This is a genomic window from Thermococcus chitonophagus, assembly GCF_002214605.1.
Lineage (GTDB): Archaea > Methanobacteriota_B > Thermococci > Thermococcales > Thermococcaceae > Pyrococcus > Pyrococcus chitonophagus.
Window position 1 is genome coordinate 728,502 of record NZ_CP015193.1, and the last position, 25,999, is coordinate 754,500.

Sequence of the window (25,999 nt, forward strand, 5' to 3'; positions counted from 1 at the left end):
TGAAGAATGGAGTTATATAGGTCTGAAAAGTTCAACCCAGAAGAACTCGCGCTCCTTGGCAGAGCTATTGGAACTGCTGCCCAGGGTACAATCGTAGTTGGAAGGGATGGGAGAGCCATCTCGAGATATGGAAAGAGAGCCTTAGTAGTTGGAATAGTAAGCACGGGCTCAACAATAATGGATGTGAGGTTAATTCCTTTGATTGCCCTCAGGGACTTTGCAAAGAAAAAAGGATATCCCTTTGCGTATGTCTATTATTATGGGGGAGTAAGGGTTGAAATAAGCGATATTGAAGTTGATGAAGTAAATGCGATTCTAAATAATAGGGCCTTTGTTGAGGCTCCTCCAAATGACATAGGGGCAACAGTTTACTATCCAAATGCACTAGATGATATGCTTCATGAAATATTCAAGCACTATGACTTTAAAGTCGGGGGGAAAGCCCTGGTTGACTGTATGAATACTCCAGCTGTTCTTCTGTTTCCACGACTAAGCGATAAATTTGGCTTTGAAGTAGAGCTAATGAATGACATGATGACAAGCTATCTCCCCCCTAAACCCAAGGAAGTCTTCCTGCAGAAGCTCACCAAGGGAAGTTATGACTTCGGACTGAGATTTAGACCAGACGGCGTCGTTGAAGTTTACAAGGATGATGAAGTCAAAGAATTCAATAGTCTCTGGAAGTTCTTAGAGTATTTAAAGAAGCTTTAGCCTTTATTCTCTTTCATTTGGTGATCCCTATGTCGGGGTTGTTCATAGTATTCGAAGGTATAGATGGCTCTGGCAAAAGCACTCAAGCGAGATTGCTTGCAGAGTGGTTTAGGGAACGGGGTTATAATGTCCTTCTTACAAAAGAGCCTACCGATACAAGTCTTGGAAAATTTATTCGAGAAGTTGTCGTTCGCGGTAGCCTTATAGATGGCTCAAAGTTAAGCTACGAAGCTGAGGCCCTTCTTTTTGCTGCTGACAGAGCTGAGCATGTGAGGAAAGTCATCAAGCCAGCGTTAGATGAGGGAAAGGTGGTTATCTGCGATAGGTACTTCTATTCTTCCCTTGCATATCAATGGGCTCGGGGTCTTGACCTGGAATGGCTCATGAAGATTAACGAGTTCGCAATTAGGCCTAACCTTGCTATTCTGCTGGATCTCCCAACTAGGGAAAGTTTGAAGAGAATTAGGGCTAGAGCGAATATTTCAGAATTCGATAAGTTGTTGGATCTTCAGAAAAAAGTCAGGCAGAACTACCTTAAGCTAGCCGAGATGTTTCCGGAAATGAAGATAATCAATGCAATGAATAGCATTGAAGACGTGCATAGAGACATTGTGGCCTTGGTTGAACATGAGCTTTTATAAAGGCGAAGCTCCCTTAAGAATTTTGCCGGTGAGGAAAGATGGTTCTTGACACGTTAGGCAGGGCACTCAGCAATGCCCTCAAGAAGATAGCGAGAGCGGGTAGCGTTGATGAAGCGTTGATAAAGGAAGTAGTGAGGGACATCCAGAGGGCTTTAATTCAGGCTGACGTTAACGTTAGGCTTGTACTAAAGCTAACCAAGGAGATACAGAGGAGAGCTTTAGAAGAGAAGCCTCCGGCAGGAATATCGAGGAAGGAGCACATAATAAAGATAGTATACGAAGAGCTAACGAAATTACTGGGGACCGAGGCTAAGCCTATAGAGATTAGAGAAAAGCCTACAGTTTTGTTGATGGTTGGAATTCAAGGTAGCGGTAAAACGACTACTGTTGCAAAGCTTGCAAGGTACTTCCAGAAGAGAGGATACAAAGTTGGAGTAGTCTGTTCAGACACGTGGAGGCCTGGAGCCTACCACCAGCTTAGGCAATTGCTCGATCCTTATCACATAGAGGTATTCGGAGATCCAAATGAGAAGGACGCAATAAAACTCGCCAAGGAGGGAGTCGAGCATTTCAAGCGTAAAGGCGTCGATTTGATAATAGTTGACACGGCTGGAAGGCATAAGGAGGAGAAATACCTCATAGATGAGATGAGGCAGATAAGCGATGTAATAAATCCCCACGAGGTTATCCTTGTCATTGATGGAACAATTGGTCAGCAGGCGTACAATCAAGCCTTGGCATTTAAGGAGGCAACTCCTATCGGCTCAATTGTAGTTACCAAGCTTGATGGCTCAGCGAAGGGCGGAGGAGCTCTCTCGGCGGTAGCCGCGACTGGAGCTCCTATAAAATTCATAGGAGTAGGAGAGAAGATAGATGACCTGGAGCCCTTCGATCCAGCAAGATTTGTTTCTAGGCTCTTAGGTCTTGGAGATATTCAGGGGCTCTTGGAGAAGTTCAAGGAGCTTGAAAAGGAAGTTGAATTTACTGAGGAAGATGTTGAAAGATTCCTTAAGGGTAAGTTCACTCTCAAAGATATGTACGCTCAGCTTGAGGCAATGCAGAAGATGGGGCCTTTAAAGCAGATTCTCAGGATGATTCCTGGGCTTGGCTACTCTCTTCCCGATGATGTAATCTCGGTCGGGGAGGAGAGGCTAAGAAAGTTCAAGGTGATCATGGACTCCATGACAGAGGAGGAATTAATGAATCCTGATATAATCAATTATTCAAGGATAAAAAGAATTGCAAGGGGTTCTGGCACTTCAATAAGCGATGTTAAGGAGTTATTAAATCAGTACCGGCAGATGAAGAAGTTCTTCAAGAGCATGAATAAGAGGCAACTCGCAAGGCTGGCAAGGAGGTTTGGTATGTGATGGAGGTCTTTATACTCTTAGTCGTTCACCCAGGTCAGGAGGATGAGGTTTACAGAATGTTAAAGGAGAGGCCAGAAGTCAAGGAAGTGTACAAAGTCTATGGGGATTATGATATAGTTGCCAGAATCTCTGTGAATGGGATAAAGGATCTTGATAAGTTCCATGATAATGTCCTCAGGAAGATTCCTGGAATTGAAATCAGTGAGACGTTAATTGCGAGCTCCTATTAGCCGGTGGGGGGTATGGAGAAGGAGCTCATAGCAATAGTGAATATGAAAACTGGGGAGATAGACGTTGTAAAGGATAATTTCAAGTTCAAGTGTATAGAGGACTGCGCAAGGTGCTGTATTGAAAATGACATTCCTCTCAGGGAGGAAGACGTGGAGAGGATTAAGGCCCTAGGATACGAGGAGGAGTACTTCGTGGATTACACAAAGATGTTCTACAGAGGCCCCAAATTTTTGGGATATGCAATCAAAAAGAGACCTTTCGATGATGCATGCGTCTTCCTCGATCCTGAGACAAAGAAGTGCAGGATATACGAGTATAGGCCTCTCGCCTGCAAGCTTTACCCATTCATTCTAATAAAACATGGAGATACGCTTGAGATTTACATAAAGAAGGACAGTAACTGTCCTGGAATAGATCACCCAGATGGAGATCCGATTGAGATAATAATTGAGAGATACTTTGGAGAGGTGTTAAAAGGTGGTGAATATGGAGTTAGACGAATTAGATCGGAAAATTCTAGCTATCCTCTTAAGAGACTCGAGAACATCATATAGAGAGATCGCTAAGGAGTTAAATGTTGCTGTCGGGACAATATATAACAGAATAAAGAAACTTGAAGATTCTGGCGTTATTCAAGGCTTTACCGTTAAGATAAATTATGAAGCCATAGGGTATGAGTTAACGACTATCATTGGAATAAAAGCTCAAGGGAAGAAGATCAGGGAGATCGAGAGGATAATTTCAAAGGATAAGCATGTGACATGTGTTTATGATGTTACTGGCGAGTACGACATCATAGTCGTTGCAAAGTTTAGAAACAGAGAGGACATGAACAGGTTCGTTAAGAGCGTTTTGAGTATAGATGGAGTAGAAAAAACAAACACACATGTTGCGCTAGAGATAGTAAAAGAGGATTTTAGATTGGAACCTTAGAGTCTGACTAAAGCATCTACCGGAATATTATACTCCTCCTTTAGTTTATCTACTATATCTCCAACACTTATTAAAAAGAACATACCCACTGGTGTTGCATCTGCCTGTTTGCAGAGCTCTATAAGAGCCTTTTGAGTTTCTCCACTCCTTATAACATCGTCTACTATTAGGACTCTTTCTCCTTTTTTCAAGGCCCAAGCTGGAAGGTAGAGTGTTGTTATACTGCCCGAAGCACTTGGGACATAGTTTATTTCATAGAACTTGTCTACCCCTACCTCCTTCTTCTTCTTTGCATAGACAACGTCAATACCAAGCTCGTTTGCTATCTGTACGGCGAGGGGGATTCCATCTGTTGCTGCCGTCAGAACTTTTCCAACACCAGTTTTCATGTATCTAAGGGCGACCTCTTCAGCTATTAGAGCGAGAAGATTTGTATCACTAAGCACGCTCATCGTATCAAAGAATCCAAAAGAATCATACTTAAGTCTCCTTCGAACTTCATCTTCAAGATTAAGGTATGGGCTAAGCTTTTCCGTTAGTTCCCTTGCTCTCTCAACGCTAGGCAGGACTTTCCCCCTTACGTATCTGTTTAGAACGGTTATTGGAAGTCCGGTAATCTTGGAAAGCTCCTCATATGTGTAAGACTTCTTAAGAACTCTGAGCATCCTGATGACCTTAATTTTTTCTTTCATTGCTTCAAGTTGATTCATACATCTCCCCCAATCGGCAATTGACAAAAGTATGTATAAATGACTTTCGCTTTTTCAACGCGAAATCCTTAAAAACTAATCTTCAGTCAGGTTTGATCGGGAAAGGGCCCGTGGTCTAGACTGGTTATGACGCCGCCCTCACAAGGCGGAGGTCCGGGGTTCAAATCCCCGCGGGCCCACCAGAGTCATCTTCTCTTACTTAATTGTCTTATATCCAACTTATGCGGTCAGTTTTTCTAATAGTCTTGTCACAAGATCTCCTACCCTTAATATATTGTCAAACATTCTGGCTGAAAATTTTTAGAAAATTTAATATCCTAATTGAAAAAATTCCATAATGATGTTCGCTGGAAGGGTTGATGTTATGAACGTTAGGGATGGCCTTGTAGTTAAGAGAACTGTGTATTCAGATTCAAAGATAGCTCCCGGAGTGTTTGAATTCATTACAGAACAAGCTGAAATAAACGTTCCAAGGCCAAAAGAAGTTGATGTAATAGGTATAGCCTATGGAAGTCCTGGGGTGTACGTTGGTACTGTAGAAGACATGGATACTGGTGAGAAAGCTTCGGCAATGGTAATATTTGAAAGGGATCCTGAGCTAAAAATGGAAATTATAAACGTAAGCGCGAAAAAGCTTGAAAGAGCAAGCGTATATTTCGTTGCCCATGGAATTTACAAGGATATCCTGTATTCCCCCGATCTAGAGCCAAATCACAAAGTTGCATTTTGGGGAGTTGCCCTAGCTAGGTAACCCTTTTAACTATTTTTGCGCATTTTTTATGGGATGATGACCGGTTTCGGGACTGAGATATGATGACACCAGCTATCGCTGACTTCTCTTACTTTCATTTTCAATTACCTGGATTACATAGTCTATGAATTTCCTAACTTCCTCGAGTTCTTCTTCTGGGATATCCTTTATCTTTCTGTTTTTGCTTTTATAAGTTAACAGTTTTAATAGTGCCAACCTTGCTATTGCCGTCTTCGTGCTTATCTCTCCATTCTTCCAGTCCCTCCATATTGCGTTCGCTATCCCATAGAACTCAGGAATGCTGTCAAGCCCAGGATCTCCAACATCTATAACTTCCTTCCCTAGGTACTTGTACCTTTTCTCCTTCTCCTCCTTTGTGAACTCCTTAATTTTCCCTTTAATGTACTCGTGCACCATTTTTCCTCACCTCCGTACTAATCTCTGTCCGAGATTTTATTAACTTTTCGTTTCTAAAATTTTGGAAAGGCTTTATAACTCCTCTCTAATCCAACTCAGTTGGGGGTTCATAATGGAAGTTGAAAGGATAGCTTGGAAGTACGCTCTCATCAATGCAATAGAGCATGACGGTAAAGCTAATTCAAAAGCCGTCATTGGTAAAATCCTGGGGGAGAACCCAGAGCTCAGGCCAAAGGCAAGGGAGATAGTTCCAATTGTGAACAAAGTAGTGGAGGAGGTAAACAGGTTAAGCCTTGAGGAGCAGAAGGCCAAGCTTAAAGAATTGTATCCTGAGTACTTTGAGGCTAAAAAAGAGAAAAAGGAAGAGAAAAAGGGGCTTCCTCCACTGCCAAAGGCTGAAAAAGGTAAGGTGGTTACTAGATTCGCCCCTAATCCAGATGGTGCTTTCCATTTGGGCAACGCTAGGGCTGCTATTTTGAGCCACGAATACGCCCGCATGTACGATGGCAAGTTCATTCTGAGGTTTGACGACACTGATCCAAAGGTGAAACGGCCCGAACCAATATTCTATGACATGATAATTGAGGACTTAAAGTGGCTCGGAATTGAGCCAGACGAAATAGTATACGCAAGCGACAGGCTTGAGATCTACTACAAGTACGCTGAAGAGCTGATAAGGATGGGCAAGGCATACGTGTGCACCTGCTCACCGGAGAAGTTTAGGGAGCTGAGGGATAAGGGAATAGCATGCCCCCACAGGGATGAGCCAGTAGAGGTTCAGCTTGAGAGGTGGAGAAAGATGCTCAACGGAGAGTACAGAGAAGGAGAGGCCGTAGTCAGGATAAAAACTGACTTAAATCATCCAAATCCTGCAGTAAGGGACTGGCCCGCCTTGAGAATCATAGATAATCCGAACCACCCGAGAGCAGGGAATAAGTACAGGGTCTGGCCCCTCTACAACTTCGCCTCGGCTATAGATGACCACGAGCTTGGAGTTACTCACATATTTAGGGGGCAGGAGCACGCTGAGAATGAGACAAGGCAGAGATACATCTATGAGTATCTTGGATGGGAGTATCCAGTTACAGTTCACCACGGGAGACTTAGCATTGAGGGTGTAATACTGAGCAAGTCCAAGACTAGGAAAGGAATAGAGGAAGGAAAATACCTTGGCTGGGACGATCCGAGGCTCGGAACAATCAGGGCCCTAAGGAGGAGGGGTATAAGACCTGAGGCAATAAAGGAGTTAATCATAGAGGTAGGCCTCAAGAGGAGCGACACGACTGTGAGCTGGGACAACTTGGCTGCGATAAACAGGAAGCTTGTCGATCCTATAGCCAACAGGTACTTCTTCGTTGCCGATCCGATCCCGATGTACGTTGAGGATACTGAGGAATTTGAGGCCAAGATCCCCCTCCACCCGGATCACCCAGAGAGGGGCTATAGGGTTCTCAAGTTCACCCCAGGAAAGCCCGTTTACGTCTCTAGGGACGATCTCGATCTCTTAAAACCCGGAAACTTTGTGAGGCTCAAGGATCTCTTCAACGTTGAAATACTTGAAGTCTCGGAGAATTCAATAAAGGCAAGGTTCCACAGCTACGATTACGAGGTAGCTAGAAAGAATAAGTGGAGGATGATCCACTGGGTTACCGAAGGTAAGCCCTGCGAAGTCATAGTTCCTGAGGGAGACGAGCTGATAATCAGAAAGGGCCTGCTGGAGAGGGATGCTAACGTTAAGGTTGACGAAGTAGTTCAGTTCGAGAGGTTTGGCTTTGTTAGAATTGACAAGATAGAAGGGGACAAGGTCGTAGCGATCTTCGCTCATAAATGAAAAAATCTTTTTACCTCCTCTCCCTACTTTCTTACATGTTGAGCGTTGAGAATTCTCTTAAGGCGATAGAGACAGTCAAAAATGCCCTCCAGCTCTTTACCCCAGGACCAGTAATAGTTCATAGAACCCCCGAGGGCATTCACGTTGACGTTCCCATTCTCTACATGGACTTCGCCGTCGATAGGGTTCACTTCGATCCTTCAACTATGCAGCCCTCCCCCAAGGGAAATCCTGTTCACTCCCAAGTCCAAGTAGCTGAGGATGAAATTAGAGAAAGGATGCAAGAGATCCTCAGGGAGGCATGGGTCATTGAAGCGTGCGAGTACAGAAAGCCCGAGCGTTGCTGGGTTGTTCCGGTTGCCTGGAAAAGCTTTATAATCATGCACGTAAGGGTCTCGGCGGATGGCGAGAAAATTGTCCCCGATTACCCACTTACGGATGAAATTAGGAGGCATATCATACGTTATTAGACGAGAATGGTTTCTTTCAACTCTCATTGTGATGTACCTAGTTCTCACTATAGTTGACAGGAGTTACCCCAGGAAGAGCCTTTACCTCATTGACTGGGAGAGCCTCGCCCTTATAACGGCCCTCATAATAACTTCTAAGGGTCTGGAGCTTTCTGGGATCTTCACTAGGCTTGCTATTAAGCTGATAACCCTATCTAGGGGATCTGAAAGAAAGTTAGTTATGATCCTCTTGCCGATTATAGCATTTTCTTCGGCGTTGATCATGAACGACACTGCGATTCTAATATTCACACCCTTAGTTGTTGTCACCGGCAGGATAGCGGGAATAAACGTTCCGAGGGCAGTTGCCCTTTCCGCCATAGCTGCAAACGTTGGTTCCTCTTTGACCCCAATAGGAAACCCGCAGAATGTGATAATATGGAAGCACTATTCGCTTTCATTTCTTGGGTTTATTAAGGGAATGCTCCCTTATGTCCTTTTATGGCTCGTGATTTTGTTCCTATTCTCCCTAATGGTCAAGGATAAGAGGATTAAAGTTAAAGTTCCCCCTGTAGAGGTTGATGCGAAGCTTTTCCTGCTCTCCTCTTTTCTCCTCGTTTTTAACGTGGTTATGGGGAGAGTTGATTTGGCGAAATATTCTCTGCTTCTTACCGTTTTAGCTTATTTGATTGTTAAGAGGGACGTTCTCCTATCCTTTGATGTGGCCCTCGTCCCCACCTTCGCACTTATCTTCGCTAACTTCTCTGAATTGTCCTCAATGGTAAACATAGGCAAGCTAACTTCAGCAGGTGTATTCCTCTACTCCCTCATCCTGAGTCAGATTATAAGCAACGTCCCTGCGACCGTGGTTATGTTGCCCTGGACGAAGGATTGGCTTTGCCTTTCCTTGGGCGTTAACCTTGGTGGGACTGGAAGTATGGTTGGTTCTCTAGCAAACCTCATAGCGATAAGGCTTTCGGGAATAAGCGTGAAAGAGTTTCACAAGTATTCTCTTGCCTACCTCCTTATTGCGCTCTTATTGACGCTTTTTCTTCTTGAGATAAGGATATAAAGCTACCAAAGTACCTCTCAAAGGATAAAACAGAAAAGCTTGAAGGTAGGCTCGAAAAGTCCCAGGAAGACTAAGGAGATCTACATTTGAAAATTAGGTTGCCAGCTAAAAACTTGTCTATGGAAAGAACTTGCAAAATTCGGAAAACTAGCCATCCTCTTCTAAAAGCCTCTTCAACTCCTCAACCGAGAGAGGCTTTACTTTACCAGTCATGATTTCTTCAAGGGCCTTTTCAGCCTCAATCATATCCTCCTCAATAACATCATCCGCATAAGGAGGCCTATCGGCCTCTAACCTCATAAGCTCAATCTTCAATTCTTCGAGCTCCTTCTCAATCCTCTCAACCCTCTTCAAAAGCGGTAAAACCTCAGTCATATACCTTCCCAAGAAAATATCTCACATAGCCCTTTATATAAAAATCTCCCTTATAGGAACCAGAAGTGCTCGCTGGGGTCAGACGTATGTTGTAAAGGATCATGTGTAAAAAGTCCCTTTGACTAACAATGTGAGTGAACTTTGTCTTGTGTAGACAATTCCTGCAAAAGTGTCATTCTTCCGCCCTGTATCGTTGTGATACAGGATTAAGAATTGTTGGATTATCCAAAGACTTTAGAGATTATCTGGTGGACGAGCTTGGAGTTAGTGGATACCTAGATTGGGCGTATTTTTCTCTCATCTTCCGAGATTCCTGACTTTTTTAACTATCAGATTTTGGTTCTCAAGCTAGGGAGTATTTGACATCTTTCGGAAGCAGAAATTCTAGGGGGAAGGATGATTCCTAGTTTTTAAGCCAAAAACTTAATACCTTGGGAGGTTAACATTAAAGGGGTGGGAGTATGGAGGCCCCGATAGTGATCATGTGGAAGGAGAAGGGTGAGAAGGGTGAGTGGTTTGTTGCCCAGGAGCCAATCACGGGCGTCGCGTCACAGGGAAGGACAGCGGATGAGGCTTATGCTAACCTCTTGGAGGCGCTGGAGCTTTACCTGGAAGATTATCCAGAGCTGAGAGAGAAGGTCTTCCAGAAGCGGCACCTGGAGGTTAAAGTTGATGAAGCTTCCATTGTTATCGGGTAGGGAGATAGTCAGAATTCTTGTCAAGAAGTTTGGGTTTAAGGTCGTTAAGCAGAGGGGAAGTCACATAAAGCTGAGAAGAGAAAACGGTGAAAAGAGGACTGCTATTGTTCCCGACCACGAGGAGGTTGCCATTGGGACGCTAAAAAGCATCCTGAGACAGGCAGGAATTAGTGAGGAGGAATTCTTGAATAAATACAAAGACCCATGACCTTTTTAATAGAGTTAATTTTCTAATGGGCCCTATAGAGAGGTGCTTGGCCAGTCCCTTTATAGCAGTTGGTCTTCTCAGTTTTAAATTAGGAGTTAATACCACATTTTCATGAATTATTACGTGGAAGCCATGAGCTTAGAAAGCTCGTAGAAACAGGTAAAGTCTTAATTATCGAACCCCAGGATGTAGAATCTGTTAAGTTGCTGATGGATCCGTTAGGCAGAGGAGAGGCCGAGACAATAGAAATTGCGAGGGAATTAAGACTAACATGCGGTCATCTATGATAAAATTGCTAGGAGGAAAGCTAGGGAACTTGGTATCTCCATTGTTGGGACAATAAAGATCTTCAAACTTCTTCTCGAGAGAAATGTTATAACTAAAGAAGAGGCAATATCTGGAATTGAAAAAACTTAAGAAGAACGGTTTCAGGGTATTGGACAAAATAATTTCCATAGTCTTCTTAGATAAAGAGTGACCTCCCTCTAGCGTCTATCCCAACTATGAGGGGCATCTCTTCAACTTCAAGCTCCCATACGGCATCAGCCATCCCCAGATCTTCCCAGTAAGCCCTCCTTATCCTTTTAACGAACTCCGAAGCTAAGCTCCCCGCTCCTCCTGGGAAGGCGAAGTAAACTGCCCTCCCTTTGAAGGGCTCTGGGTTCATTCCCCCCTTCCCTATCACGGCCCTTATACCCTTTGAGAATATGAAGTCGAGGTAGGGGTTCATCCTAGCGCTCGTCGTTGGCCCGGCGGACACTACTCTCATATCTTTAACAAGGGGCCCGCAGTGGTATATCACAGCTCCCTCTGGATTAAAGGGAAATCCCTGGGTTAGGAACCTTTTGTGGGCTAGATCCCTGGCTGTATACACAACTCCAGAGAGTATAACCCTGTCTCCCGCCTTTAATTTAAGCACATCATCCGCAGAGAGGGGAGTTTCGAGCTTCACTGCCATATTCTCACCTCCTCCCCAAACTCGATAAAGGCCCTCCTGTGGGCCCAGCACTGGATGGCGAGGGCCACTATATAGCTCGCTGGATGTCTGCTTTCAACCTCAACCTTAACGTCTAGCGCGGTGGTTTTTCCTCCCATTCCCATGGGCCCTATTCCCAGGGAGTTGATTTCTTTCAGTAGTTCCTCCTCAAACCTTGCGATTTCCTTGTTTGGATGCCTCTCGCCAATTTTCCTGAATAAGGCCTTCTTGGCCAGCCTCATGGCTTTTTCAGCCGGGCTCGCTATTCCAATCCCTACTATTATCGGCGGGCAGGGCTTTCCCCCGCAGGCCTTTACGTGCTCTATCACTTTCCTTTTCACTCCCTCGAGGCTTTCTCCTGGAGTCAGGGTGAAGAGAGCTGAACAGTTCTCGCTCCCCCCTCCCTTCATTAAAATGCCGATCCTCGTTTTGTTTCCGGGCTCAAAATGTATCTCCGGAACGTTCCCCAGGACCTCTCCGCTTAAAACTGAGAGGGCGTTTGGCCTTAGTGGAACTTCTTTGGTTGCCTTGCTTACGGCCCTGACTATCGCTTCCTGAATGTCGTGAATGTTATCATTGGGCCCAACATCAACGAAGAATATCGGCGTTCCAGTATCTTGGCATACAGGCACTCCCTTCTTTTTGGCAACATCTACCGCCTTTAGAATGAGCTCGAGGTTGTACCTTGCTATCTCGCTTTCCTCCCTTTTATAGGCATCCTTGAGGGCCTCAACTACATCATGGGGAATATTTGTGACAGCTAATTTTATCGCCTCAACTATCTCCTGCTCCATTTCAGCCACCAACATCTTGCCTATGTTCAGCGAGTTTATCAGCGTTGCTCAGATTTCAAATTTATGAGAAAATTTTCAACAAACAGTTTTTAAGCTTTTAAAGAAAACGTGGTATCTTGGTGGTATCATGAGGGTCGTGTTTATTTTAATTCTAGTTGTCATATTGTTAAATCAGGTAAGTGGATGGGAGCTCAGCTATACACTACCTGGAGACGAGCTCAGAGAAAGTTTCCGTGCTACTGGAGTTTATTACGTGGATGAGGGCTTAGTAGTTATAGGAGTTCACAGTAAGGGTCTTAAGGAAAGGTATTTTGTAGTGATGCGCATAAACCCCATAGATGGCGCTGTACTTTGGGCTAGAAAATATACATTTGAGGTAAATGGGAAGCCTTTACCTCCAGAATCTCTTCCTGCTGGTCGATCCATAGTCTTGCAGTCTGGAGATGGCATGTACATAATTACCCCAGTCACCTTCAATTATACGGTCTCCACTTTGATCATCAGGACAAACATAAAGGGGGATATAAGGTGGGCTAAGTTAATAGTAGCTGATCAGATACTGAAGAACAGGAGCTATAAGCGGCAGGTTACACCGATAGATGCTATTGTATCGGAGGATAACTCACTTTACATCCTCGCCAGGAGCAGGGCATGGAGGGAAATTCATCTTCCTAATGGCGTTGTAATGAAGTTTTCTCCAGATGGAGATCTTGAGTGGGCAACTGTTGTATCCTTGAAAGGCACGGGGTTTGATCCAAGAGCTGTTGTCTTTAATTCTTCCCTCTACATTATGGGTACAAGTGCAATAACGGCTCTTGGGGGAGCGAGAATTGTTGTTCTAAAATTGGACAGTAACAACGGTTCCGTCTTGGAAGGACTAAGCATCAGGAGTGGTGACGTCCTCTATGGAGATGACATGACGATCTCTGATGCCTTGCTCTACATACTTGCACACAAGAAGACTGAGACAATATACCCGGTGATAATAGCCAGCGATGGAGAAGGCATCCTTTGGTCTAAGAAGATTAATGGGAGGGGTGTTGTCCCGAAGTTCTTACTTACTGATGGAGAAAGGCTATACATGGCTGGTATTATTTCCGGGATATGGGGAGGGCCAAGAAATCTTTCAGACCATGCATTCGTAGTTGGCATGTCTCGAGAAGGAGAGGTTATATGGGCAAGGGCATATCCTTCGCCTGCTTTAAATGGTCCTATCTTGGGTGGATTTGCAATTGGAGGCGGAAGACTTTATGGATTCATGGTGCCTTTTGGATCAATAACTGGGTTTGGATTTTCACCTAGCGTTGAAGGTGAAGATAATTGTGGAAAGGAAATTTCCTTTGATGTGTCCCCAATTGATGTAGAGTCTGGTAAAGTTAATACAAAGAACATTTTGGCCTTTAATCCCAACATAAGGATTTATGACGTCAACGGAAGCACTGAGAGCATCTCAATAAAGTTTGCAGATATATGCTCAAGGAAAGCGGAAGTAACGGTAACGAAGTCGACGACGTCTATTAAAAAGCAGGAATCAGAGTCAACGACAACAACCCACATTACAACTAAAACACCCTCAAGGACAACTGTAACCGTTACTGGCACATTATCTAAAACTACGAAACCTCCCACCAAGGAGTCTCCAGCTCGTAGTACTTCAAAAAGCACGTGTGGACCTGTAGTGCTTGTTGTTTTGGTAGCTTTGCCGACCCTTTTAAGAAAGAGATTGTGAAATTTTTTAATGCTTCTTAATTTATTTTTGGCCATGAAGGTCTTAATTACCGGTTCATCATCAGGAATAGGTTTAGAACTCTCAAAGATCTTCCTCTCAAAAGGCTATAGGGTTTACGGAGTTAGCAGGCGGGAGGTAAACCTTGGAGACAATTATACTCACATTAAAGCGGATCTCTCAATCAGAAAGGGTATAGAGATAGTTAAGAAGTTCTTGGGAAACGAAAAGCTCGATATCTTGGTGAATAACGCTGGCTTTGGAATTCTAAAGCCAATCCTGGAGCACTCGTGGGAGGAGATGGAGGAGATCTTTAGGCTTAACGTGATTTCTCCAATAATCCTGACGAGGGAGTTATTGTCGAAGCTCAAGTTGGATGCAAAGGTTGTGTTCGTTATCAGCGGCGCCGCCTTCGTAAAAATAATTGATATGCCCGTTTACGGAGCCTCAAAATCCGCCCTCCACTACCTAACGGTTATCCTTGAGGATGAGCTTAAGCCAAGGAGGGTTATCCGGGTATACCCAAAGCAGGTGAAAACTCCCTTCTGGAATGGTAAAGCTCCAGCTGGAAGCCTTGATCCCAGGGAAGTTGCTGAGAAGATAGTCAGTGCCATAGAGAAAGGGAAGAGAGAAGTGTTCATCCCCTGGTATATAGGCCTCTCAAAGCCTTTCGGGATGAAATATCGCTTCAGGTTCCGATAGGTTTATAAGTTCTTTTTGCACCAATACCTCGAGGTCCGATGCATCGGGGTCGGAGGTGAATACGTGAAGGCAGTTGAAAAGCTGAGGAAGGAACTCAGGGCTGGCCTGTACTCCTATCTAGTGCTTCTCATCTTAGAGAGGGAAGGTGAGCTACATGGGTACGGGATAAGAAAGAAGCTTGAGGAGCTCACAAATGGAAGGCTTGTTCCCAGTGAAGGAACCCTCTACGACCTGTTGAAGAGCTTGAAGAAGCACAAGCTGATAGAAGATAGATTAGTCTTGATTGGTAAGAGGCCCAGGAGGTACTATAGAATCACATCCCAGGGAAGGGATGTTTTGGAGGAGCTTAGGGAGGAGGTTAGGGAGATAATCGGGATTTTGGAGGTGGTAACTTGATCTGGCTCGGCTTGATGATGCTCATAATTGGTATCCTGACTTTAGCAGTAAGGAACACTCAAAATCCCTTTATTGGGGTCAGGTTCTCGTATACTTATCTTTCCAAGGAAGCCTGGAGAAGGGCAAATACGATGGCCGGCACTTTGAGCGTAATCCTGGGAGCTATAGTTTTGATTCAGGCCTACCTAGGGACCAGCAAAGGTATTGTGCTCTCGACGCTTGCCGTAGGCATGTTCCTACTTGCAGTCTCAACGTACTCGGTGGCAAAGAAGGCCTATGAGATAGAAACCATGAAGGAGGAACCCCGGGGAGAGGTAGAAGAAATTACCCCAGGGTTCCCCAGAGTAATCTACCTCCAGTGGCTCATGTTTCCCTTGAGCGTCATGTTAAAGCTTCCCTCGGAGAATATCTTACTGGTCGCAATGATTCCCTTGATGTCCACAATTATTGCTAAGGATCCCCTTCTCCTGAGACTGCCCGAGAAGTCAGGAAATATTAGAATTGCACTCTATGTTGTTACCCTGCTCCAAGTAGCCCTCATAGTCTACGGAAAGCTTTAATCCTCTTCTCCCCTTATTTCGTTGGTGATATCATGGAGACGATAGAGGGGGTTATTGTTGTAACTACGGAGACTATTCCTGGGTATAGGATAGTTGAGGTTAAGGGCATAGCAAGGGGAGGAATCGTTAGGGCTACACACCTTGGAAGGGATATCCTTGCTGCCTTCAGGAATATAAAGGGTGGAGAGGTTAAGGAGTACACGCAGATGATGGCTGAGGCTAGGGAGGAAGCCTTAAGGAGGATGGCCCTTCACGCTAAGCAACTCGGCGCAAATGCCGTCGTCAATGTGAGGTTCGCAACTTCAAATGTATCCTCCGGAATGGCCGAGGTTTACGCTTACGGTACCGCTGTAGTTGTCGAGAGGGAGTGATAATGAACCCGGCACTCTTTCCTCTGCTAGGGGGTTTCTTGGCTTGGTTTACTCTATACCTCTTAGGACTTAGAAAGTTCAAGGGAGCGGAGTTCATACTTGGGGTGTTTGTCTTCTTCTTTGCAATGCTTCTTCAGGGATTGATACAGCAGGGTGCCTTCTTACTCGCGGGCATTAGATCAAACAGGGACATAATCGAGAGGGGGTTAATTCTCGTGGCTAGTCTTTGGGTTGGTCTTTCAGCTGGCTTCATACAGGAGGGAGTTAAGTTTGCCTTGGTTAGGGATAAAAGCAAGAGGCAGGGAGCATTCGTTGGTCTTGGCTTCGGGATAACTGAAGTACTGGCTGTGGTTGTTAGCTTTGCGATTATCAGCTTTAAGGGACTGACCCTAGACGTTCCCTTTATCATGGGCATGCTGACCTTGGCTGAGAGGTACTTGGCTGTTCTCTTCCATGTTGCCACAACGATTCTTTTAGCCGGAGCATCGTTAAGAACGTTCTTGACCCTAGCGGGAATTCACGCAGTGGTGGATAGTCTAGCGGCGTACTATCAGCTCGCCAGACTTGTTGATCCAGCAAAGTCCGTAAAAGTCTTGATCCTAAGTGAGGCCGTCCTGGGGCTTGTTGTTCTGGTGCTCCTAGTATATGCCCTGCCCCAAGCCCTCAAGGAAGAAGAAAAAGAAGAAGTGATTTGGTAGTTATCGTCTAATAAAGATTTCAAGCTTGCCTCCATAGAACTCCTCCACTTTTACATATTTCCTGCTGGTAAGGATGTTCAGGTAGACGCTTGGATTTTCATGAATTATCACGTCGTAGTACCCCCTCGCTATCTTCTCCTCTATGCTTTTCCGCCTGAGTATCATTTCGACCTCGGCTTTAGGATAGTAGAACCCCGCCATGGTGTAGAGGGAGGGGGAAACCAATAACTTTTCAGCCGGATACTTCTCGCTCGCATACTTCAGCACGTGAGATTCCTGAACCCCGATGGAGTTCCATCTTTCTTTGAGGTCAAAGCCCTTCTGAGCAACGGGAATTATGAGGAGGATTGCTAGAGCCAGGGTTACAAGCCATGGTTTAATGTTCTTTATTCCAGCGCGGGCAATGACAACTTCACTGATCCTTCCAATGAGCTCAATGCCTTCTGCGGCGAGTACCCCAATGACGGGAGAGAGAAACGTTATGAACCTCGTTTCCTTATGAGTCACAATCATTATCATAATGAAACCTATGAACAACCAGCTGATTAGGAGGTAGCCTCTTTCGTCCTGCTTCTGCTTTAGAAGTCCAAGAACGGCGAGGGCTGGGAGCACAACTCCTACATCGTTGAACAGCAACGTCAGAAAGTCTGAAACTGAAACTGGCTTGTCTAAGGTAACAACCCTGTTTGCTATCTTGAACGGTCTGAAGTAGCCCCCGTAATGGAGGTGTCCCAAGTACAGCCAAGGTAGCAGAACTAGGAAGAAGAGCATGAAACCTATACAGTATTCCTTCTTTTTTACCCACCCCCAGTAATCGGTGAGCCACAGGTAGGCCAAGAACACCGGAATTATTGAGAGTCCTGTATACCTTGTCAGTACGGCAAGTCCTGCCGAGATGAACGCCAAATAAATCCTGTGAGGCTCACCTCTTTTCCGTCCCGTGTATAGGAAGTAAATGGCGAGCGTGTAGAAGAATGTGAACTCACTGTGAACTAATTCCCTACCCCCCATCGTGAGCGCGAGGCCGTTGAACATGAAGAATAGTGATGCCACAGTCCCTTTGATGAAGTTTCCAAACAATTCAAGGGAGAGGAGATACACAAGAGAAGCTGTTAGGGCAAAGAAGAATGCTGAAACTACCCTCGCAACCTTAAGTTGAGTTAGGGGATCATGGATGAAGTGGTAGAAGAGGGAGAGGGTGTAGGGATACAGGGGAGGTCTGTACATCATGTAAATTCCTTGATACGTAAAGCTCGTTGGATTCTTGGCCAAGTTTCTTGCTATATTTATATATAAAGCCCCATCATAGGTGAGCGTGTCCCAGGGGGGGAGTAGAACGATTTGCATGATGAATGCAAATGCAAAAATTATGATTGGAATTATCTTCATGTTAAACTTCATTTTTAACCCTCCATAGTGTTCCTCTTTACTCATCGGAAGGCATTGCTTTGGGCTTTTATGTGTTTTGCCATTCGTTAGTCTTATAAACGATTATCACTGTAATTATTCTCATGAGAATAATTCCCAGAAGAATAGAAATTTCGAAGCTGAAAACGCCAGGGTGGAAGATGCTCTATGGAAGAAGGAAAACTGGAAAGACTTTTTTAGTTGAGCATTTCCTTCAATATGATGAGTTTTTCTTCGTTGGTAGGGATGGGGCTGTATACGATAGAAACAGAAATGGAAAAATGAGTTACAGAGAGTTCTTTGCTATTTTTCCAAGATTGCTTAATGGTGTAGTTGTAGTTGATGAATTTCACAGATTGCCAGAGGAGTTCTTAGATTTACTTCACATGAACTCGGGGAAGGGAGAACTTATCCTTATAACCTCCACACTCTGGCTTGCCAAAAAGATCCTATTAGGGAAGGGAAGTCCCCTCCTTGGGATAGTAAGGCCAATAAAGATAAGTCTAATTGACGAGAGGGACATCCTAATAGGCCTTTCCAAGAACCTCTCCGAGAAGGAACTTATCGAAGCGGCAACTTACCTGCGTGAGCCCCTTTTAATCTCATACTACACTCCGCCAGTGAGGAAATTTCTCTCTGAATTCCTCCATGATTCGTCTCTTATGATAAAGGAGCTTATTGGAGAGATATTCACAGAAGAAGAAAGGAGACTGACTTCAGTGTATGAGGGAATATTAAAAGGTGTATCAGATGGAAAAACGACAAGTACCGAGCTTTCGTCTTATCTCTTTTCACTCGGCCTAATAGAGAAGGATAATCCTGGGACCTTGCAGAAGTACCTTGGGACACTAACTGAAATGGGCATCTTAAAGAAAGTCGAGGTGGTAGGTAAAAGGAGAAAGAAGTTCCACTACTACCATGTTTCGCCCCTTTTTGATCTCCACTACTACTTAGAGTCCAAGTATGCCTATACAGAGCTGGATATTCCTGAAGAATATATAAGAAAAGTCGTTGAGGAAAAATTGCCCCTTCACGTTGAGGACTTCATAGCGGAGCTGTTTTCAAAGCTCTATGGCATGAAAAGACTCTATATAGAACTTCCCAATCTTCAGCTTGACGTTGCCCTAGGATCTTTTAGGAGAATTGAAATTGTTGGTGAAGTTAAGTGGAAAGAGTTTGTCGGGAAGGATGAGATTAAGAAAATAGAGGAGAAGCTGAACCGAATTAATGCTAGGAGGTTTTTAGTAGTCCCAGGTTTAGACTCACTAGAGAAAGAGCCGGAGGGAGTTGAGGTTTTAACCCCTAAGGATATACTCATGACGGTGATCGAAGATGAAGGTTCTCGTTACGGGCTTTGAGCCCTTTGGGAATGAAAAGGTTAACCCTTCGTGGGAGGCGGTAAAACTGCTTCCCGATGAGATAGAGGGAGTTACCGTGGTAAAGAGGCTCCTCCCCGTTACATTCAATGGAGTTCGCAGGATTCTGCCAGAGCTGATACTGAAGGAGAAGCCCAATGTTGTAATCTCCACGGGACTTGCCGGTGGAAGACCAACGATAACAGTTGAGAGGGTTGCAATTAACATTATGGACTCGACGATGCCGGACAATGAAGGATACAAGCCGGAAGATGAACCGATATTTGAGGATGCTCCCACAGCTTACTTTTCGACTCTGCCGATAAAGAAGATAGTTCGGGCGTTAAGGGAGAACGGAATCCCCGCTTTAGTCTCCAACACCGCCGGAACCTACGTGTGCAATACGGCAATGTTCACGGCTTTGCACACGATAGCAAAGCACGGGCTTAATGCCAAAGCCGGTTTCATTCACGTTCCCTACAGCCACAAGCAGGCTCTAGATAAGCCAAGACCTTCAATGGCCCTCGAGACAATAGCGAAGGCTATTGAGATAGCCATAAAGGTTAGCCTTTGATTTGAATGAATTATCCGCCTGCTCTCGCGAGCTTCAACCTCTCCAAAAATTTTCTCACTTCCTCGTCGCTCCCTTTTATTAGAATGACGTTCAGCGGTATCTTGCCTTCCCTTCTTCCTACCAGAATAATCTCAACATCTACTCTCACTTTTTCCTTTATCTCCTCAAGCTCCTCTATGGAAAGAACAGTTTCAATAATCCTCTTCATTTTTATCACTCAGGCTGAATTTGAGCTTAGCCTTCTCGTTAACCTGCAGTCTGAACTGGCAGGCCTTACATATTTCTCCGCTTGTCGGCTGTCCACAGAACTTACAGCGATTCAGCTTTACCTCCTTTGCGTAAGTCTTTGCTAAGAGGGGGAATATCTTGTCGTAGCTCCTCAACAGCTGGTACTTGGTTCCTGGGTGTTTTTCTTCCATCTCATTAAGCCAGTCCCTTATTTCCGCTCTGAAGGCTTCAACTGCATATGGGCACTCGCTGAGATCAACCTCAATGTTGTTTAAAACTGCATAGAGCACTATCTCCTTCTCTGGAACTTCCCTCAGGGGCTTTATCCTGGGGACTAAACCTTCGTGGATTACCTCGTAGTACGGTCCAGTCCTCCCGAGTCTCGCGACATCTCCTCTCATTAAATTCATTAGGAAAACCTGAACTTCATCGTCAAGGTTCAATCCTAGGGCGAGTTTGTCCACTTTAAGTTCTTCTGCGGCCTTGTTTAAGAGCCATCTCCTCCAGACGCCACAGTATGAGCAGGCACCAAGCCTCTCTCCTCTCGCTCCCATTATTTCCACTGTTTCATCAAGGGTGAACCCTATGTAGTCCTTGAACCTGTATATGTGGTGCTCAACACCCAAAAGCTCAGCATTCCTTTTCGCAACTTCAACGCTCTTGTCCCTGTATCCCTTTATTCCTTCATCTATCGTTATTGCGACTATCTCAAAGGGGAACTTTTTTCTAAGCTTGGCCAGCAGGTGGAGGAGAACAACGCTGTCTTTGCCCCCGCTCACTGCAACTCCAATCCTCTCTCCCCTCCTGATCATCCTGTACTTCCTTATCGTCCTCTTTACTTTACCCTCGACTAGCTCGTTGAAGTGCTTGTGGCAGTAATATCTCCCCTCGTACCTCGCGAAGTACACTGCCTCTCTGCCGCACTTTGAGCATTTCATGGCCATGAAGGAGGAGAGAAGGGTTGGCTTTTAAACTTAAGGTCAGCCCATGCGAGTGTCATCACAGCTCGGCCGAAATCTCCGTCATCATCCCTTGCTTCCTGAGTCTTGCAGTTTGCTAATAAAGGTTTTGATTAAACATGTCCTTCAAATCAAACATAAGTCCTTCTTTCCCAGGATCTCTAGCTCTTCTAGCTCCCTTTCCTATCAACGAATTGTTGAAACGTAATTAGTCTAATCGTATTGCAACTTATAAACATTTATGAACCACTTATGAGTATTTGGTAGAGATGATCCCGATAATCACCTTCCTCCTGGTTGTACTCGTATCGGCGATAATAGTTAGGATAGGGGCTGTAGCATTGGAAATGACTGGATTATCAAGGGATGTGGCCGCCTTTCAGGCTCAGTCCGCTTTCTCAGGTGTTGGATTCACGACGAGTGAAAGTGAATACGTTGTTTCTCACCCCGTTAGAAGGAGGATAATAAGGATACTCATGCTCTTGGGAAGTGCTGGGATTACATCAGCTATAGCCACGCTCGTCCTCAGCTTTACTGGGATCACTAGAGAGCAGGCAGGTTATAGGATAATAGTCTTGATCCTGGGCCTCTTTGCCTTGTACTTGTTTTTCCGCTCCAAGTATATTGAGAGGTTAATGAGGAGAGCAATAAGGAGAATTCTTAAGAAGTTTGCGCCTTCGCTTAGGGTTCTCGATTATTCCCAGCTCCTGGGTATAACTAGGGGTTACTCTATAGCTCAGATAAAGGTTAAAAAGACAAGCTGGCTTGCGAATAGATCGCTAAAGGAACTTCAGCTTGACAAGGAGGGGGTACTCGTCTTAGGGATATATAGGAAGGTGGATGGAAGGGAGGTCTATCTAGGTGCTCCCCATGGTGATACAATAATCCTCCCAGGGGATATTGTGGTTCTCTACGGCCCAGAGGAAGTCCTTGCCTCCCTATCTAAGAGGATGAGAGGGACTAAGGGAGAGAAAGAGCACGAAGAGGCAGTTAAGATGGCAGAAGTCAGGAGGATGCAGGAGGAGAAGGAGGCTGGGGTAAGTGTGTGAGTACGTTTATTCCAGCGGCAAGAAGTGCAGGAGGAAGCCCCTTAAGGGTTCGAAGTACTGCTCACTGCACATTCCTTTTGAGGAGGGTGAACTGCTCTACGGCGAGAAGATTAAAGAGATAAAGAGAAGGGCATTTGAGAGGTCACTTGAGAGGGGAGTTAGGCACTTCGAGGGCGTTCAGCTGTACGACATTGTTATCATAGAGAAGGAGCTCAAAGAAGCTCTCATATTCAGAAACTCTAAGATAAAAAGACTCGTAATAGGAAAGTCAAAACTAAAGAACCTCACGCTTATAAACTCTGAAGTTGATTCCCTTATCATCGTGGAGTCCACTATAGATCTCCTCTATGTTACCGGAGTTAACAGTTATGGAATTAGTGTATGCTCTGTAGACTTTAAGTCGTCCATATTGATTAGAAATTCTTCAGTCAAGTACGTCATGATAAACTCAACGGAGTTCAGACCGGAGGAGGTTACTGCTGAGGAAGAGTTCGGTGAAGCTGGGAGGATGGCGGGAAGAATAGAGATTTCGAACCTTGAAGGCGTTAGAAGGATAGCAATAAACTCGAAATATCCTCTAATAGAGAGGCTAAGTAAAGAGCTTGGAGTTGAATTTAACGTAGTTAAGAGACCTGTGAGGGCTCATACCCTCTACCTTGGAGGAATTAAATTCGACGAGAGTCCCAGGTTCAAAAGGCAAGTTAGGATATACGTTAACCGCTTTTCTGGGCAGTTGCTCGTGGAGAATGTTTCGGTTCCTGGGCACGTTGAGATTGTGAACAGCAAAGTTAGATACCCAGAGTTTGTTCATGTCACAATATACAATAATATCGTACTTAGGAATTCCAAGCTCTATAGTGATGAGAACTGGAATTTAGCTTACCTTCCAAACTTACTGGCCGAGCTTGAGGTTTACGGGTTTATTGTTATAGAGAACTGCCACTTCAACAATCCCTACCTTGCTGAAGTATTCTATAGGATAGCCAGAACGACATGGGAGAAAAGTGGAGATAAAGAGAAGGCTGATGAATACTACTACTTAGAAATGCTTGCTAGGAGAAAGAGAGTTCTTCAGTACTATAGAAAGGGTCCCAAGACATTAAGGAGAACCTTCAGGCTCCTTGAGGTTCTCTTTGAGTTCTTCTTTGCAGATCTAACGTGCAAGTATGGAACCGACTGGAAGAGACCAGTCTTTCTCTGGCTTGCCTTAGTTATATTTGGTTTTCCAGTGCTTTATGCACTAACGAGCTCAGTAACTCCAGTAAATTCAGGGTTTGACTATATATACTTCAGCATAGTCACGGCAACAACTCTTGGTTATGGAGATCTCCACCCAGTAGGGTTAGGTAAGGTTATAGCATCTGTAGAGGCCATATTTGGAATGTTCATGTGGGCAGTCTTCCTTACCGTCTTCGCGAGAAAGTACATGAGGTGAGAGGATGATAGGCTTCATAGTTAATCCAATAGCGGGAATGGGTGGGAGAGTTGCCCTTAAAGGTACTGACGGTGTTCTTGAGGAGGCAATAAAGAGGGGGGCTAAACCAGTAACCCCCGATCTTGCTAGGCTTTTTCTCAAGGAACTTAGGCACTACGACATGAACGTTGAATTTTTAACGGGCCCAGGACCTTTGGGGGAGGATTATCTGAAGGAGTTCGAGTTTAAGCATGAGGTAATTGCTCATAGAGATGTTGGCTTTAGGGAGATTCATGGGGTTAAGGTTCCAGACACTACATCGGAGGACACCAAGAGGCTTGCTAAGGAGATGATTGATAAAGTTGACCTGATAGTGTTTGCAGGTGGTGATGGAACGGCAAGGGACATAGCTGAGGTCGTGGATCTCAAGGTTCCAATACTGGGCATTCCTAGTGGTGTGAAGATGTTCTCTGGTGTCTTTGCAACTTCCCCTGAGGATGCGGCAAGGGTTCTTGTTGAGTTTCTTAGAGGTAAAGCTCGTATTGAGAGAAGACCAGTCATGGATCTTGATGAAGACGCGTACAGAAGGGATGAAATTAGGGCAAGGAAATTTTACGAGGTTCTAACTCCAGTCGTTGAGACCTTGGTTCAGGGTAGCAAGGAAGCCGTTAGAGCTGATGAGGAAGAGGATCTGAATGCTCTGGCGGAAGCCGTCGCTGAGGAGATACTTGAGAATGATGGAATTTACTTCCTGGGGGCTGGTTCAACGATAAAGAAGATTAAGGACAAGCTCGGGATAGATGGAACACTTCTCGGCGTTGATGTCATCAGGGTTAGGAATGGAGAAGCTGAGTTGCTGGTGAAAGATGCCACTGAAGGAGATCTCCTCTCCTTCATAAAAGAAAAGCCCAAGGTAGTTGTAACGGTTATAGGCGGCCTCAACTTCCTCTTTGGTAGGGGTAACCAGCAGTTCTCCCCCAAGGTACTCAGGGCGATAGATAAGGATGACCTGATAGTTGTTGCTACTCCCTCGAAGATAAGTTCCGGTATCATAAGAGTTTATACGGGAGACAAGGAGGTTGACGAAAAATTCAGAGGATACCTCAAGGTTAAAATCTCTCCATGGATGGAGAAGCTTGTTAAAGTAATTTAGGGATTTTGGAAACATCTATTTTTGTAATGGGATGCTGGGAAACACTTAGAAACGCTTACGAAACACGGTATTCCTTATTTTTGTTGGGCTCCTATGGTTTATTGGTGATGGACATGAAGAAGGTGTTGGGTGTATTAATACCAATATTATTAATATTAAGCGGGGTGGGAATGAGCCAGGTGAGTGCTGAGACCCAGAGCCTCGTTATACTAGTGAGCGACAATGAGGCTGATTTAACCTTGGCTCAGAACGTGGCCAAGTTGCTGAACGCCACTGTCGTTGTGACTAAGTGGGGCATCTTCAACGAGTCAGTGATATCCCAAATAGTTGACCTTAGCCCGGACATGGTTCTCATAATAGGTGGTCCACTTGCGGTAGTTTCAGTGTACGAAGATGAGCTTGAGAACCTCGGGATCAACGTTACAAGAATCGGCGGGCAGGATAGGGTTGAGACAAACCAAGCCCTAATTGAGTTCCTGATGGAGAACTACCCCGAGTTACTCAGCAACGTCACGGCTGCTATAGCCTATGGCTGGGACTATGCGGCAATGCTACAGCTTAGAAACCAGAGTTGCGTAATTCCAATCCTTGTGAAGAATGCCACTGTAAATGAGACTATAGTAAAGCACTTCAAGAAAGTGGAGCTTGTTCAGAGCAGGTTCAGCGAGAGGATAATGGAAAGGGTTAGGGAAAAGCTTGGTGGAGAAGTAAAGGAAGTTGTAGCAAACATTACGGCTGAAGAGGCTGAGAAGGCCATAGAGGTAGCCCAGGAGAAGGTTCAGTTAGCCGAGAGCGTTCTAGCTAACATTACAAACCCAAGTGCAGAGAGGCTAGTGGAGTTAGCTAAGGAGAAGCTTGACCTAGCGAAAAAGGCCTATGATGAAGGTAAATATGGGGAGGCATTTGGTCTGGCAGTGGCTTCGAGGAGGCTTGCCGAGGTCGTGATCAGCTATTCGACTAAGGAATTCGAGAGAAGCATGAAGATGAACCACACGATGCAACTTGAGCTTAGGATAAGGGTGCTTGAGAGGGTAATGCTCAGGCTCGAAGCTGGTGGGGCCAATGTATCAACAGAGAAAGGCCTGCTCGAGCAGGCAAAGGTAGCACTTAAAAACGGAGAAGTTGAGAAGGCCAAAATGCTCATCGAAGAAATCGAAAAGGAATTGAGGATAAAGGTCAAGGAGAAAAGAATATCCAAGGAGAAAGAGAAAGTTGCAAAGAAAGTGGGAGGGAGGTGAAG

General features: G+C 44.9%; 32 protein-coding genes and 1 tRNA gene. 25 read left to right on the forward strand and 8 right to left on the reverse strand.

Annotated features, from left to right (window positions below):
- Window positions 1-6 precede the first annotated feature (6 nt).
- The 6 genes from A3L04_RS04070 to A3L04_RS04095 are packed head-to-tail and all read left to right on the forward strand — an operon-like array spanning window position 7 to window position 3,886.
- The gene (locus A3L04_RS04070; protein ID WP_068578965.1) at window positions 7-711 is read left to right on the forward strand and encodes a phosphohexomutase domain-containing protein; all 705 of its coding nucleotides are present in this window, start codon (window positions 7-9) and stop codon (window positions 709-711) included.
- Window positions 712-740: 29 nt separating this feature from the next.
- Entirely contained in the window at window positions 741-1,352 is a 612-nt protein-coding gene (gene tmk / locus A3L04_RS04075) for a dTMP kinase (protein ID WP_068578962.1), read from the forward strand.
- A 38-nt stretch (window positions 1,353-1,390) separates the two neighbouring features.
- Window positions 1,391-2,722, forward strand: a complete 1,332-nt coding sequence (locus A3L04_RS04080; RefSeq protein WP_068578959.1) for a signal recognition particle protein Srp54 — start codon at window positions 1,391-1,393, stop codon at window positions 2,720-2,722.
- On the forward strand, window positions 2,722-2,952 hold the full coding sequence (locus A3L04_RS04085; protein WP_068578956.1) for an Lrp/AsnC family transcriptional regulator: 231 nt from the start codon (window positions 2,722-2,724) through the stop codon (window positions 2,950-2,952). Before A3L04_RS04080 ends, A3L04_RS04085 begins: the two co-directional genes overlap by 1 nt.
- A gap of 12 nt (window positions 2,953-2,964) precedes the next feature.
- Window positions 2,965-3,507: a YkgJ family cysteine cluster protein gene (locus A3L04_RS04090; protein ID WP_068578954.1), complete on the forward strand. Its 543-nt coding sequence runs from the start codon at window positions 2,965-2,967 to the stop codon at window positions 3,505-3,507.
- Complete coding sequence (locus tag A3L04_RS04095; RefSeq protein ID WP_068578951.1) at window positions 3,440-3,886, forward strand: Lrp/AsnC family transcriptional regulator; 447 nt, start codon at window positions 3,440-3,442, stop codon at window positions 3,884-3,886. The genes A3L04_RS04090 and A3L04_RS04095 overlap by 68 nt, the downstream gene beginning before the upstream one ends.
- Here A3L04_RS04095 and A3L04_RS04100 read toward each other — a convergent pair.
- The gene (locus tag A3L04_RS04100) at window positions 3,883-4,596 is read right to left on the reverse strand and encodes a phosphoribosyltransferase family protein (RefSeq protein ID WP_088859107.1); all 714 of its coding nucleotides are present in this window, start codon (window positions 4,594-4,596) and stop codon (window positions 3,883-3,885) included. The two genes, A3L04_RS04095 and A3L04_RS04100, sit on opposite strands and share 4 nt — an antisense overlap.
- A gap of 104 nt (window positions 4,597-4,700) precedes the next feature.
- On the opposite strand from A3L04_RS04100, the gene A3L04_RS04105 reads away from it, so the two are divergent.
- Both A3L04_RS04105 and A3L04_RS04110 read left to right on the forward strand, forming a co-directional pair.
- Window positions 4,701-4,778: transfer RNA gene (locus A3L04_RS04105), tRNA-Val, on the forward strand.
- Window positions 4,779-4,933: 155 nt separating this feature from the next.
- On the forward strand, window positions 4,934-5,347 hold the full coding sequence (locus tag A3L04_RS04110; protein ID WP_157092445.1) for a hypothetical protein: 414 nt from the start codon (window positions 4,934-4,936) through the stop codon (window positions 5,345-5,347).
- Window positions 5,348-5,419: 72 nt separating this feature from the next.
- On the opposite strand, the gene A3L04_RS04115 is transcribed toward A3L04_RS04110, so the two are convergent.
- Window positions 5,420-5,764: a hypothetical protein gene (locus tag A3L04_RS04115; protein WP_068578945.1), complete on the reverse strand. Its 345-nt coding sequence runs from the start codon at window positions 5,762-5,764 to the stop codon at window positions 5,420-5,422.
- Window positions 5,765-5,876: 112 nt separating this feature from the next.
- On the opposite strand from A3L04_RS04115, the gene A3L04_RS04120 reads away from it, so the two are divergent.
- From A3L04_RS04120 to A3L04_RS04130, 3 genes are read left to right on the forward strand one after another with little or no spacing between them, the layout of a single operon-like run.
- The gene (locus A3L04_RS04120; protein ID WP_068578943.1) at window positions 5,877-7,595 is read left to right on the forward strand and encodes a glutamate--tRNA ligase; all 1,719 of its coding nucleotides are present in this window, start codon (window positions 5,877-5,879) and stop codon (window positions 7,593-7,595) included.
- A 35-nt stretch (window positions 7,596-7,630) separates the two neighbouring features.
- Complete coding sequence (locus A3L04_RS04125) at window positions 7,631-8,065, forward strand: hypothetical protein (protein ID WP_068579638.1); 435 nt, start codon at window positions 7,631-7,633, stop codon at window positions 8,063-8,065.
- Between the two features lie 31 nt (window positions 8,066-8,096).
- Window positions 8,097-9,116 (forward strand): SLC13 family permease, encoded by a 1,020-nt coding sequence (locus A3L04_RS04130; RefSeq protein WP_172799801.1) that lies wholly within the window; start codon window positions 8,097-8,099, stop codon window positions 9,114-9,116.
- A gap of 147 nt (window positions 9,117-9,263) precedes the next feature.
- Here A3L04_RS04130 and A3L04_RS04135 read toward each other — a convergent pair whose 3' ends face one another.
- Window positions 9,264-9,503, reverse strand: coding sequence for a hypothetical protein (locus A3L04_RS04135; RefSeq protein WP_157092444.1), 240 nt, complete (start codon window positions 9,501-9,503; stop codon window positions 9,264-9,266).
- Between the two features lie 449 nt (window positions 9,504-9,952).
- On the opposite strand from A3L04_RS04135, the gene A3L04_RS04140 reads away from it, so the two are divergent.
- Complete coding sequence (locus A3L04_RS04140) at window positions 9,953-10,189, forward strand: hypothetical protein (RefSeq protein ID WP_068578937.1); 237 nt, start codon at window positions 9,953-9,955, stop codon at window positions 10,187-10,189.
- A complete protein-coding gene (locus A3L04_RS04145; protein WP_068578935.1) occupies window positions 10,164-10,397 on the forward strand; it encodes a type II toxin-antitoxin system HicA family toxin in 234 nt (77 codons plus the stop codon). The genes A3L04_RS04140 and A3L04_RS04145 overlap by 26 nt, the downstream gene beginning before the upstream one ends.
- 463 nt (window positions 10,398-10,860) lie before the next feature.
- On the opposite strand, the gene A3L04_RS04150 is transcribed toward A3L04_RS04145, so the two are convergent.
- The gene (locus A3L04_RS04150; protein WP_068578934.1) at window positions 10,861-11,355 is read right to left on the reverse strand and encodes a FumA C-terminus/TtdB family hydratase beta subunit; all 495 of its coding nucleotides are present in this window, start codon (window positions 11,353-11,355) and stop codon (window positions 10,861-10,863) included.
- Entirely contained in the window at window positions 11,346-12,167 is an 822-nt protein-coding gene (locus tag A3L04_RS04155) for a fumarate hydratase (protein WP_068578933.1), read from the reverse strand. Before A3L04_RS04155 ends, A3L04_RS04150 begins: the two co-directional genes overlap by 10 nt.
- A 127-nt stretch (window positions 12,168-12,294) precedes the next feature.
- Between A3L04_RS04155 and A3L04_RS04160 the strand changes: the two genes are divergently transcribed.
- From A3L04_RS04160 to A3L04_RS04185, 6 genes are all read left to right on the forward strand, one after another.
- Complete coding sequence (locus A3L04_RS04160) at window positions 12,295-13,896, forward strand: CGP-CTERM sorting domain-containing protein (RefSeq protein WP_068578932.1); 1,602 nt, start codon at window positions 12,295-12,297, stop codon at window positions 13,894-13,896.
- 33 nt (window positions 13,897-13,929) lie between these two features.
- A complete protein-coding gene (locus A3L04_RS04165) occupies window positions 13,930-14,595 on the forward strand; it encodes an SDR family NAD(P)-dependent oxidoreductase (RefSeq protein ID WP_068579637.1) in 666 nt (221 codons plus the stop codon).
- A 63-nt stretch (window positions 14,596-14,658) separates the two neighbouring features.
- Window positions 14,659-14,991, forward strand: coding sequence for a PadR family transcriptional regulator (locus A3L04_RS04170; protein ID WP_088859108.1), 333 nt, complete (start codon window positions 14,659-14,661; stop codon window positions 14,989-14,991).
- Window positions 14,988-15,551 (forward strand): SdpI family protein, encoded by a 564-nt coding sequence (locus A3L04_RS04175; protein WP_068578930.1) that lies wholly within the window; start codon window positions 14,988-14,990, stop codon window positions 15,549-15,551. Before A3L04_RS04170 ends, A3L04_RS04175 begins: the two co-directional genes overlap by 4 nt.
- A 32-nt stretch (window positions 15,552-15,583) precedes the next feature.
- A complete protein-coding gene (locus A3L04_RS04180; protein ID WP_068578928.1) occupies window positions 15,584-15,922 on the forward strand; it encodes a YbjQ family protein in 339 nt (112 codons plus the stop codon).
- Window positions 15,923-15,960: 38 nt separating this feature from the next.
- Window positions 15,961-16,620: a YhfC family intramembrane metalloprotease gene (locus A3L04_RS04185; RefSeq protein ID WP_157092443.1), complete on the forward strand. Its 660-nt coding sequence runs from the start codon at window positions 15,961-15,963 to the stop codon at window positions 16,618-16,620.
- Here A3L04_RS04185 and A3L04_RS04190 read toward each other — a convergent pair whose 3' ends face one another.
- Window positions 16,621-18,054 carry an ArnT family glycosyltransferase gene (locus A3L04_RS04190; RefSeq protein ID WP_231963787.1) on the reverse strand — a complete coding sequence of 478 codons (1,434 nt, stop codon included), beginning with the start codon at window positions 18,052-18,054 and terminating at the stop codon, window positions 16,621-16,623.
- A gap of 77 nt (window positions 18,055-18,131) precedes the next feature.
- Between A3L04_RS04190 and A3L04_RS04195 the strand changes: the two genes are divergently transcribed.
- Together A3L04_RS04195 and pcp are read left to right on the forward strand one after the other, a co-directional pair.
- Window positions 18,132-19,385, forward strand: coding sequence for an ATP-binding protein (locus A3L04_RS04195; RefSeq protein WP_068578921.1), 1,254 nt, complete (start codon window positions 18,132-18,134; stop codon window positions 19,383-19,385).
- Window positions 19,360-19,956, forward strand: a complete 597-nt coding sequence (pcp, locus tag A3L04_RS04200) for a pyroglutamyl-peptidase I (RefSeq protein WP_068578919.1) — start codon at window positions 19,360-19,362, stop codon at window positions 19,954-19,956. Before A3L04_RS04195 ends, pcp begins: the two co-directional genes overlap by 26 nt.
- A gap of 10 nt (window positions 19,957-19,966) precedes the next feature.
- Here the strand turns inward: pcp and A3L04_RS04205 are convergent, their stop codons facing one another.
- Window positions 19,967-20,164: a TIGR04140 family protein gene (locus tag A3L04_RS04205; RefSeq protein WP_068578917.1), complete on the reverse strand. Its 198-nt coding sequence runs from the start codon at window positions 20,162-20,164 to the stop codon at window positions 19,967-19,969.
- On the reverse strand, window positions 20,148-21,122 hold the full coding sequence (locus A3L04_RS04210; RefSeq protein ID WP_068578915.1) for a TIGR00269 family protein: 975 nt from the start codon (window positions 21,120-21,122) through the stop codon (window positions 20,148-20,150). The genes A3L04_RS04205 and A3L04_RS04210 overlap by 17 nt, the downstream gene beginning before the upstream one ends.
- A 290-nt stretch (window positions 21,123-21,412) precedes the next feature.
- Between A3L04_RS04210 and A3L04_RS04215 the strand changes: the two genes are divergently transcribed.
- The 4 genes from A3L04_RS04215 (at window position 21,413) to A3L04_RS04230 (ending at window position 25,997) form a co-directional block, all read left to right on the forward strand.
- Window positions 21,413-22,192, forward strand: a complete 780-nt coding sequence (locus A3L04_RS04215; RefSeq protein WP_068578914.1) for a TrkA C-terminal domain-containing protein — start codon at window positions 21,413-21,415, stop codon at window positions 22,190-22,192.
- Window positions 22,185-23,627: a potassium channel family protein gene (locus A3L04_RS04220; protein WP_068578912.1), complete on the forward strand. Its 1,443-nt coding sequence runs from the start codon at window positions 22,185-22,187 to the stop codon at window positions 23,625-23,627. The genes A3L04_RS04215 and A3L04_RS04220 overlap by 8 nt, the downstream gene beginning before the upstream one ends.
- A gap of 4 nt (window positions 23,628-23,631) precedes the next feature.
- On the forward strand, window positions 23,632-24,759 hold the full coding sequence (locus A3L04_RS04225; RefSeq protein WP_068578909.1) for an ATP-NAD kinase family protein: 1,128 nt from the start codon (window positions 23,632-23,634) through the stop codon (window positions 24,757-24,759).
- A gap of 170 nt (window positions 24,760-24,929) precedes the next feature.
- A complete protein-coding gene (locus A3L04_RS04230; protein WP_231963786.1) occupies window positions 24,930-25,997 on the forward strand; it encodes a cell wall-binding repeat-containing protein in 1,068 nt (355 codons plus the stop codon).
- The last annotated feature ends 2 nt before the right edge of the window (window positions 25,998-25,999 follow it).

Coding starts and splice junctions, on each gene's coding strand:
- A3L04_RS04140 (WP_068578937.1), top strand. CDS start 9,953: ATGGAGGCCCCGATAGTGATCATGTGGAAGGAGAAGGGTGAGAAGGGT.
- A3L04_RS04210 (WP_068578915.1), bottom strand. CDS start 21,122: ATGAAATGCTCAAAGTGCGGCAGAGAGGCAGTGTACTTCGCGAGGTAC.
- A3L04_RS04230 (WP_231963786.1), top strand. CDS start 24,930: ATGAGCCAGGTGAGTGCTGAGACCCAGAGCCTCGTTATACTAGTGAGC.
- A3L04_RS04120 (WP_068578943.1), top strand. CDS start 5,877: ATGGAAGTTGAAAGGATAGCTTGGAAGTACGCTCTCATCAATGCAATA.
- A3L04_RS04125 (WP_068579638.1), top strand. CDS start 7,631: ATGTTGAGCGTTGAGAATTCTCTTAAGGCGATAGAGACAGTCAAAAAT.
- A3L04_RS04095 (WP_068578951.1), top strand. CDS start 3,440: ATGGAGTTAGACGAATTAGATCGGAAAATTCTAGCTATCCTCTTAAGA.
- A3L04_RS04225 (WP_068578909.1), top strand. CDS start 23,632: ATGATAGGCTTCATAGTTAATCCAATAGCGGGAATGGGTGGGAGAGTT.
- A3L04_RS04195 (WP_068578921.1), top strand. CDS start 18,132: ATGAGAATAATTCCCAGAAGAATAGAAATTTCGAAGCTGAAAACGCCA.
- A3L04_RS04165 (WP_068579637.1), top strand. CDS start 13,930: ATGAAGGTCTTAATTACCGGTTCATCATCAGGAATAGGTTTAGAACTC.
- pcp (WP_068578919.1), top strand. CDS start 19,360: ATGAAGGTTCTCGTTACGGGCTTTGAGCCCTTTGGGAATGAAAAGGTT.
- A3L04_RS04150 (WP_068578934.1), bottom strand. CDS start 11,355: ATGGCAGTGAAGCTCGAAACTCCCCTCTCTGCGGATGATGTGCTTAAA.
- A3L04_RS04130 (WP_172799801.1), top strand. CDS start 8,097: ATGTACCTAGTTCTCACTATAGTTGACAGGAGTTACCCCAGGAAGAGC.
- A3L04_RS04115 (WP_068578945.1), bottom strand. CDS start 5,764: ATGGTGCACGAGTACATTAAAGGGAAAATTAAGGAGTTCACAAAGGAG.
- A3L04_RS04155 (WP_068578933.1), bottom strand. CDS start 12,167: ATGGAGCAGGAGATAGTTGAGGCGATAAAATTAGCTGTCACAAATATT.
- tmk (WP_068578962.1), top strand. CDS start 741: ATGTCGGGGTTGTTCATAGTATTCGAAGGTATAGATGGCTCTGGCAAA.
- A3L04_RS04180 (WP_068578928.1), top strand. CDS start 15,584: ATGGAGACGATAGAGGGGGTTATTGTTGTAACTACGGAGACTATTCCT.
- A3L04_RS04090 (WP_068578954.1), top strand. CDS start 2,965: ATGGAGAAGGAGCTCATAGCAATAGTGAATATGAAAACTGGGGAGATA.
- A3L04_RS04160 (WP_068578932.1), top strand. CDS start 12,295: ATGAGGGTCGTGTTTATTTTAATTCTAGTTGTCATATTGTTAAATCAG.
- A3L04_RS04080 (WP_068578959.1), top strand. CDS start 1,391: ATGGTTCTTGACACGTTAGGCAGGGCACTCAGCAATGCCCTCAAGAAG.
- A3L04_RS04110 (WP_157092445.1), top strand. CDS start 4,934: ATGATGTTCGCTGGAAGGGTTGATGTTATGAACGTTAGGGATGGCCTT.
- A3L04_RS04215 (WP_068578914.1), top strand. CDS start 21,413: ATGATCCCGATAATCACCTTCCTCCTGGTTGTACTCGTATCGGCGATA.
- A3L04_RS04190 (WP_231963787.1), bottom strand. CDS start 18,054: ATGAGTAAAGAGGAACACTATGGAGGGTTAAAAATGAAGTTTAACATG.
- A3L04_RS04145 (WP_068578935.1), top strand. CDS start 10,164: ATGAAGCTTCCATTGTTATCGGGTAGGGAGATAGTCAGAATTCTTGTC.
- A3L04_RS04100 (WP_088859107.1), bottom strand. CDS start 4,596: ATGAATCAACTTGAAGCAATGAAAGAAAAAATTAAGGTCATCAGGATG.
- A3L04_RS04070 (WP_068578965.1), top strand. CDS start 7: ATGGAGTTATATAGGTCTGAAAAGTTCAACCCAGAAGAACTCGCGCTC.
- A3L04_RS04205 (WP_068578917.1), bottom strand. CDS start 20,164: ATGAAGAGGATTATTGAAACTGTTCTTTCCATAGAGGAGCTTGAGGAG.
- A3L04_RS04085 (WP_068578956.1), top strand. CDS start 2,722: ATGGAGGTCTTTATACTCTTAGTCGTTCACCCAGGTCAGGAGGATGAG.